This is a genomic window from Verrucosispora sp. ts21 (assembly GCF_002879555.1).
GTDB classification, from domain to species: Bacteria; Actinomycetota; Actinomycetes; order Mycobacteriales; family Micromonosporaceae; genus Micromonospora; species Micromonospora gifhornensis.
In genome coordinates this window covers 21,824-28,555 of record NZ_PNOZ01000071.1, presented here as the reverse complement: position 1 = coordinate 28,555, position 6,732 = coordinate 21,824, and the positions used below count along the sequence as shown (strand labels likewise).

At 70.8% G+C, this 6,732-nt stretch carries 7 protein-coding genes; 6 read left to right on the top strand and 1 reads right to left on the bottom strand.

What is annotated here, in order from left to right; genetic code table 11:
* Positions 1–42 precede the first annotated feature (42 nt).
* Positions 43–378 (bottom strand): STAS domain-containing protein, encoded by a 336-nt coding sequence (locus tag C1A38_RS24490; RefSeq protein WP_102660071.1) that lies wholly within the window; start codon positions 376–378, stop codon positions 43–45.
* A gap of 139 nt (positions 379–517) precedes the next feature.
* On the opposite strand from C1A38_RS24490, the gene hemL reads away from it, so the two are divergent.
* The 6 genes from hemL to ccsB all read left to right on the top strand — a co-directional run bounded on the left by hemL (position 518) and on the right by ccsB (position 6,720).
* Positions 518–1,855 carry a glutamate-1-semialdehyde 2,1-aminomutase gene (gene hemL, locus C1A38_RS24485; RefSeq protein ID WP_102660070.1) on the top strand — a complete coding sequence of 446 codons (1,338 nt, stop codon included), beginning with the start codon at positions 518–520 and terminating at the stop codon, positions 1,853–1,855.
* A 127-nt stretch (positions 1,856–1,982) separates the two neighbouring features.
* On the top strand, positions 1,983–2,630 hold the full coding sequence (locus C1A38_RS24480) for a histidine phosphatase family protein (protein ID WP_102660069.1): 648 nt from the start codon (positions 1,983–1,985) through the stop codon (positions 2,628–2,630).
* Between the two features lies 1 nt (position 2,631).
* Positions 2,632–3,204: a TlpA family protein disulfide reductase gene (locus tag C1A38_RS24475; protein ID WP_102660068.1), complete on the top strand. Its 573-nt coding sequence runs from the start codon at positions 2,632–2,634 to the stop codon at positions 3,202–3,204.
* Complete coding sequence (locus tag C1A38_RS24470; RefSeq protein ID WP_102660067.1) at positions 3,204–4,097, top strand: cytochrome c biogenesis CcdA family protein; 894 nt, start codon at positions 3,204–3,206, stop codon at positions 4,095–4,097. Before C1A38_RS24475 ends, C1A38_RS24470 begins: the two co-directional genes overlap by 1 nt.
* Positions 4,097–5,740, top strand: a complete 1,644-nt coding sequence (locus C1A38_RS24465; RefSeq protein ID WP_102660066.1) for a cytochrome c biogenesis protein ResB — start codon at positions 4,097–4,099, stop codon at positions 5,738–5,740. Before C1A38_RS24470 ends, C1A38_RS24465 begins: the two co-directional genes overlap by 1 nt.
* The gene (gene ccsB / locus C1A38_RS24460) at positions 5,740–6,720 is read left to right on the top strand and encodes a c-type cytochrome biogenesis protein CcsB (RefSeq protein WP_102660065.1); all 981 of its coding nucleotides are present in this window, start codon (positions 5,740–5,742) and stop codon (positions 6,718–6,720) included. Before C1A38_RS24465 ends, ccsB begins: the two co-directional genes overlap by 1 nt.
* Positions 6,721–6,732: the final 12 nt, after the last annotated feature.

The following is a 6,732-nucleotide window of genomic DNA, read 5'->3' as shown; positions in this document are numbered from 1 at the left end:
GACGTGCGGCTGCCCGCCGACGCCGTGCTGCCGGCGGCGGCGTTAGGGGGTGGGGGCGTCGTTGCGGATCATCAGGGCGCTGCGGAGGCCGGTGATGTCCAGGACGCGGAGCAGGAACTCGCCGACGTTGGTCAGGAGGAGCAGGCTCTGGGCGTGGCTGGCCTTGCGGCTGAGTACGACGAGGGTCCCGAGGCCCTGCGAGTCGCAGAAGGTGACACCGCCCAGGTCGAGCACGATCCGGGGTGGCGGTTCGGCGAGGACCTCGTTGACGACGGTCGACAGCTGGGCGGCCGTGAGCATGTCGATCTCACCGGCAAGGCGTAGGACTGCTTCGTCGCCCGTTCGGTGTACGGTGATGGACAGTTCGGCACGATCCACCGGCTCAGCCTATCGCGATCTCGCACGTCCGGCCCGTCGAGGCGAGCCGGCCCGGGGTGGCCTTTCGCAGGTGAGCCTGGTAACCCCGATCCGGGGTGCCTGCCGGTCCCCAGGTTGACGCTGACACAATGGCGGCATCGTGACCGAGGTGACTTCCGCCGGATCCGACCGCTACCCGGTCGACGCGCCGGCCTCAGCGGCCCTGTTCGACCGCGCTCGCGCCATCGTGCCGGGCGGGGTGAATTCTCCTGTGCGCGCCTTCCAGGCCGTCGGCGGGACGCCCCGCTTCATGGTTCGCGGTGAGGGCCCCTGGCTGTACGACGCCGACGACCGGCGCTACGTCGACCTGGTGTGCTCGTGGGGGCCGCTGATTCTGGGCCACGCCCACCCCGAGGTGGTCGCGGCGGTGCAGGCTGCCGCCGCCAAGGGCACCAGCTTCGGTACGCCGACGCCCGGCGAAGTGGAGTTGGCCGCCGAGATCGTCGAGCGCACCCCGGTCGAGCAGGTCCGACTGGTCAACTCGGGTACCGAGGCGACCATGTCGGCGATCCGGCTGGCTCGTGGCTACACCGGTCGTTCGAAGATCATCAAGTTCGCCGGCTGCTACCACGGGCACGTGGACGCGCTGCTCGCCGCCGCCGGCTCCGGCGTGGCCACCCTCGGCCTGCCCGATTCGCCCGGCGTCACCGGGGCGGCGGCCAGCGAGACGATCGTGCTGCCGTACAACGACATCGCTGCCGTCGAGGAGGCGTTCGCCGCCGAGGGTCAGCACATCGCCGCCGTGATCACCGAGGCGGCACCGGGCAACATGGGCGTGGTCGCTCCGCGGAACGGCTTCAACGAGCAGTTGGCGCGGATCGCGCACGCCAACGGCGCGTTGCTCATCATCGACGAGGTGATGACCGGGTTCCGGGTCTCCCGCTCCGGGTGGCACGGCCTCGACCCGGTCGAGGCGGACCTGTGGACGTACGGCAAGGTCATGGGTGGTGGGCTGCCTGCCGCGGCGTTCGGAGGGCGCGCGGAGATCATGTCGCGGTTGGCCCCGGCCGGCCCGGTGTACCAGGCCGGCACGCTCTCCGGTAACCCGCTGGCCTGCGCCGCCGGGCTGACCACCCTGCGGCTGGCCGACGACGCGCTCTACCGCAAGCTGGACGACACCGCCGCCGTCGTGGGCAAGCTCGCCGGCGACGCGCTGGCCGCCGCCGGTGTCCCGCACCGGCTGTCGTACGCGGGCAGCATGTTCTCGATCTTCTTCACCGACGCCGACGTGGTCGACTACGACAGCGCCCGCACTCAGCAGGTGCCCGCGTTCAAGGCGTTCTTCCACGCGATGCTCGCCGCCGGGGTGTACCTCCCGCCGAGCGCGTTCGAATCCTGGTTCGTGTCGGCGGCGATCGACGACGCCGCCCTGGAGCAGATCGCCGCCGCCCTGCCGGTGGCGGCCAACGCGGCAGCAGCGGCAGGTACAGGGGGGTAGGCACGGTGAGCGCGAGGAGTGAGCCGGTTTTGCGAGCCCCGCAGTCGCGAACGAAGGCGGGCACGGTGAGCGCGAGGAGTGAGCCGGTTTTGCGAGCCCCGCAGTCGCGAACCAAGGGGGCACAGCGGTGAGTAAGACGGTGGTCCACGTGCTTCGGCATGGCGAGGTGTACAACCCGGACGGCATTCTCTACGGCCGGCTGCCCGGATTCCGCCTCAGTGATCTGGGCGTCCAGATGGCCAAGGCCGCCGCGCAGGGGCTCGCCGACCGCGAGGTCGTGCACGTGGTGGCCAGCCCGCTGGAACGCGCCCAACAGACCGCCGAACCGATCGCCGCGCAGTTCGGGCTGCCCGTCGGGGTGGACGAGCGGCTGATCGAGAGCGCCAACTGGTTCGAGGGCAAGCGGGTCTCGCCCGGCGACGGATCGTTCCGCGACCCGCGTAACTGGTGGGTGCTGCGCGACCCGGTCACCCCGTCGTGGGGCGAGGCGTACCGGGCGATCGCCGAGCGGATGTTCGCGGCGCTGCACGCCGCCCGGGTTGCCGCCGAGGGTCGCGAGGCCGTCCTGGTCTCCCATCAGCTGCCGATCTGGACGCTGCGCCGATATGTCGAGCGCAAGCGGCTCTGGCACGACCCGCGCCGCCGCCAGTGCGGGCTGGCCTCGCTCACCACCTTCCACTTCGACGGCGCCAAGGTCGTCGGCATCGGCTACTCGGAACCGGCCGCACACCTGGTCGCGATGTCGCCGGGTGCCCGGACGGCCAAGGGGGCCTGAGATGGCTGCCCCCAGACTGGTCGTCGGGCTGCTCGCCGTCGCCGTGGCGGCGGTGCTGACCGGCTGCACCGGCGGCGGGCGCGAGTCGACCTGTGACAGCGCGAACGGCATCGTCGAGTGTGCTCCGGAGCAGCGCTCGGACGCCCCCAGGATCGCTGGTGAGCTGCTCACCGGTGGCTCCTACGACGTGGCCGACCAGCGTGGTCAGGTGGTCGTGGTCAACTTCTGGGGTTCCTGGTGCGCGCCCTGTCGGGCGGAGGCCGACGACCTGGAAGGCACCTACCAGGAGACGAAGGATTCCGGGGTCACCTTCCTCGGCATCAACGTGCAGGACAGCCGGGACAAGGCGATCGCCTTCGAGGAGGGCCGGGTCAGCTACCCGAGCATCTTCGACCCGGGTAGTCGGCTGGCCCTGGACATGGACATCCCGCCGAACACCATCCCGGCCACGGTCGTGCTCGACCGGGAGGGCCGGATCGCGGTGGTGATCCGGGCGGCCGTACGGCAGGAGGGCCTGCAACCCATCGTCGAGCGGATCGCCGCGGAGTCCCCCGCGCCGTCCGGCCAACGCTGATGGGTGAGACCTTCGGGCAACTCGCCGTCTCCGGCCCGTTGCTGCTCGCGGTGGGCGCGGCGGCGCTGGCCGGACTGGTCAGCTTCCTGTCGCCCTGCGTGCTTCCCTTGATGCCCGGCTACCTGTCGTACGTCACCGGCCTGGCCGGCGCCGACCTGGAAGGTCGAGGTGCAAGGAAGGGCACCTTGTTAACGCCTGCGGTAGAGGAAGGGACCCCTGTTAACACCGCCACCTCCGCCGACGGCGCAGCAGCCGAGCGCGGTGGTGGCGTCGGCACGGTGGTACGCGCAGAACGGGTCCGGGCCGGGGTGAAGGGTCGGGTGCTCGCCGGGACGCTGCTGTTCGTGGTCGGCTTCACCGTCGTCTTCGTCTGCACCGCGATCCTGTTCAGCACCATCGGCCGGGTCTTCTTCGACTACAAGCGGCCACTGGAGATCGTCATCGGCGGTCTCGTGGTGCTGCTCGGGCTGGGCTACCTCGGTGTCCTGCCCGGCCTGCAGCGTGAACTGCGGATCAACCGCCTGCCCTCCGCCGGTCTGCTCGGCGCACCCGTACTCGGTGCGGTGTTCGCGTTGACCTGGGTGCCGTGCACCGGGCCGACCCTGGCCGCGGTGCTCGGCATGGCCGCCACCAGCGGGCAGACCGACCGGGCGGTGGTGCTGGCGGTGGCGTACTGCCTGGGGTTGGGGATTCCGTTCGTCGTCTTCGGGCTGGGTTTCAACCGGCTGCTCGGGGTGTTCCAGGCGATCCGGCGTAACAGCCGCTGGGTCACCCGGATCGGCGGCGTACTCCTGATCATGATCGGGTTGGCGCTTGTCACCGGTGGCTGGACAAACGTCGTGATCTGGTTGCAGACCACCATCGGAGTGGGCGATTTCCAGGTGAGCATCTGATGACCGCTGTGGACGACCGACCGGCGGGTACGCCGGCCGAGGCACCCCGTCGCCGCCCCAACCCGCTGCTCGCCCTGGCGCGCAACTCGTGGCGGCAGCTGACCAGCATGCGTACCGCGCTGGTGTTGCTCTTCCTGCTCGCGGTCGCCGCGATCCCGGGCTCGGTGCTGCCGCAGCGTGGGGTCAACCCGGAGGATGTCCGCGACTTCTTCACCGAGCACCCCGACCTGGCGGTGTGGCTGGATCGGGTCGGCGCGTTCGAGGCGTTCAGCTCGGTCTGGTTCTCCGCGATCTACCTGTTGCTGTTCACCTCGCTGATCGGGTGCATCACGCCCCGGCTGGTCGACCACGTCCGGGCGCTGCGGGCCCGGCCGCCGGCCGTACCGAAGCGGCTCGGTCGGCTGCCGCAGCACACGGTGGCGCCCGCGCCCGACGGTGGCGTGGCGGCGGTCGCCGAGGTGCTGCGGCGTCGCCGGTGGCGGGTGGTGGTCCGCGGCGACGAGGTCTCCGCCGAGAAGGGCTACCTCAAGGAGACCGGCAACCTGATCTTCCACACCTCGATGGTGCTGGTGCTGCTCGGCGTCGCGCTCGGCTCCTGGTACGGCTGGCAGGGCAACCGGCTGCTCGTCGCCGGTGCCGACCACGTCTTCTGCAACACCCGCCAGCAGTACGCCGAGGTGAAGCTCGGCCCGCGGGTCGGCGACGACCTGCCCCGGTTCTGCCTGCAACTGGACGAGTTCGACGCCCGCTTCCTGCCGACCGGTCAGCCGGCGTTCTACAACGCGAAGGTGACCGTGGACGAGGACGGCGACCCGCCGCGCACGGCGGAGTTCTCGGTCAACTCGCCGCTGCGCCTCGACGGGGCGAACGTCTACCTGCTCGGGCACGGGTACGCCCCGGTGATCCGCTACACCGACCGGTTCGGCCGCAGCCAGACCAGCGCGGTGCCGTTCCTCAGCAACGGTGACCTCGGGCTGACCAGCGAAGGGCTGGCCGCGTTCCCGGACGCCAACGTCGATCCGGCGACCGGCGAGCGCAAGCCGGACCTGCAGATGGCCTTCGACGGGTTGTACCTGCCGACCGCTCCCCAGGAGCCCCCGTTCACCCGCTCCGAGCACCCGACCGAGGAGAACCCGCTGCTCGGCCTGGTGGCCTACCGGGGCAACCTGGGTCTGGACGGCGGCATCCCCGGCTCGGTGTACCAGCTCGACCAGCGTCAGGTGCGCAACGGTCGGCTCACCGAGATCGGCGCGAAGGAACTGCGGCCCGGGGAGAGCTGGACCCTGGACGACGGCACCACCGTCGAGTTCCTGGGCTCCGAGCCGTACATCGTGCTGTCCGTGCGGTACGACCCCGGTACGACACTGCTGCTGATCAGCTCGGTCGGCCTGGTGCTGGGGCTGATGGGGTCGCTGTTCGTCAGGCGTCGACGGGTCTTCGTGCGGCTCCTTTCGGCTGATGCAGCCGACCCCGCCGCCGGATCTCCGACGCGCGGTAGTAGTTTGATCGAGGTGGGCGGCCTGCCGCGTACCGAGCATCCCGGGTTCGCCGAGGAGTTCGCCCAACTGGTGGCGGCGATGCGCGGCGATCGACCGGCCGACGAGGTCGACGGCGTACCGGATGCGCGAGAAGGGGCCAAGTGATGTCCGCACTCTCCGACCAGCTGGTGTCGATCACCACGATGGTGTACCTGCTGGCGATGATCGGTCACGCGGTCGAGTACGCCCTGGGCAACTCCCGGGCCGTGGCCGTGACCGCGCCCGCCCGCGAACTTGTCGGTGCGGCGGTCGGCGCCGGTGGCGTCGCGGTGGCCGAGCGGGACACGCCCGTCGCCGATCCCGCCGGTCCGGCGCAGCGCACCGCGCGGCGCGCCGAACTGGCCGGTCGGATCGCAGTCGGGCTGACCGCGTTGGGTGCGGTGCTGCACCTGGCCGGGCTGGTCACCCGCGGTATCGCCGCCGAGCGGATGCCCTGGGGCAACATGTACGAGTTCGTGCTCACGGTCTCGTTCATCGGCGTCGCCGCCTGGCTGGTGGTGCTGGTGAAGGTGCCGTCGCTGCGCCGGCTCGGGCTGTTCATGACCCTGGTCATGGTGCTGCTGGTGGCCACCGCCGAACTGGTGCTCTACACGCCGATCGTGCCGCTGGTGCCGGCGCTCGACTCGTACTGGTTCGTCGTGCACGTGTCGACAATCGTGTTCGCCTCGGGGCTGTTCCTGCTCGGCGCGGTGCCGGCGGTGGCGTACCTGATGCGGGCGGGCTACGAGCGGGGCAAGCGCAGCTTCCCGTACACCCTGGCCAAGCGGCTGCCGGCGGCGGCCAGCATGGAGCGGCTCACCTTCGTCCTGCACGCCTTCGCGTTCCCGATCTTCACCTTCGCGGTGCTCGCCGGGGCGGTCTGGGCCGAGGCGGCGTGGGGCCGGCCGTGGGGCTGGGACCCGAAGGAGACCTGGTCCTTCATCTCCTGGGTGATCTACGCCGGCTACCTGCACGCGCGGGCCACGCCGAGCGTGAAGCGCAACCTGGTCGCCTGGCTGGCCATCCTGGGCTTCGCGACGATGCTGATGAACCTCTTCGGCGTGAACATCTTCTTCACCGGCCTGCACTCGTACGCCGACGTCTGATCCGCGCCGGCG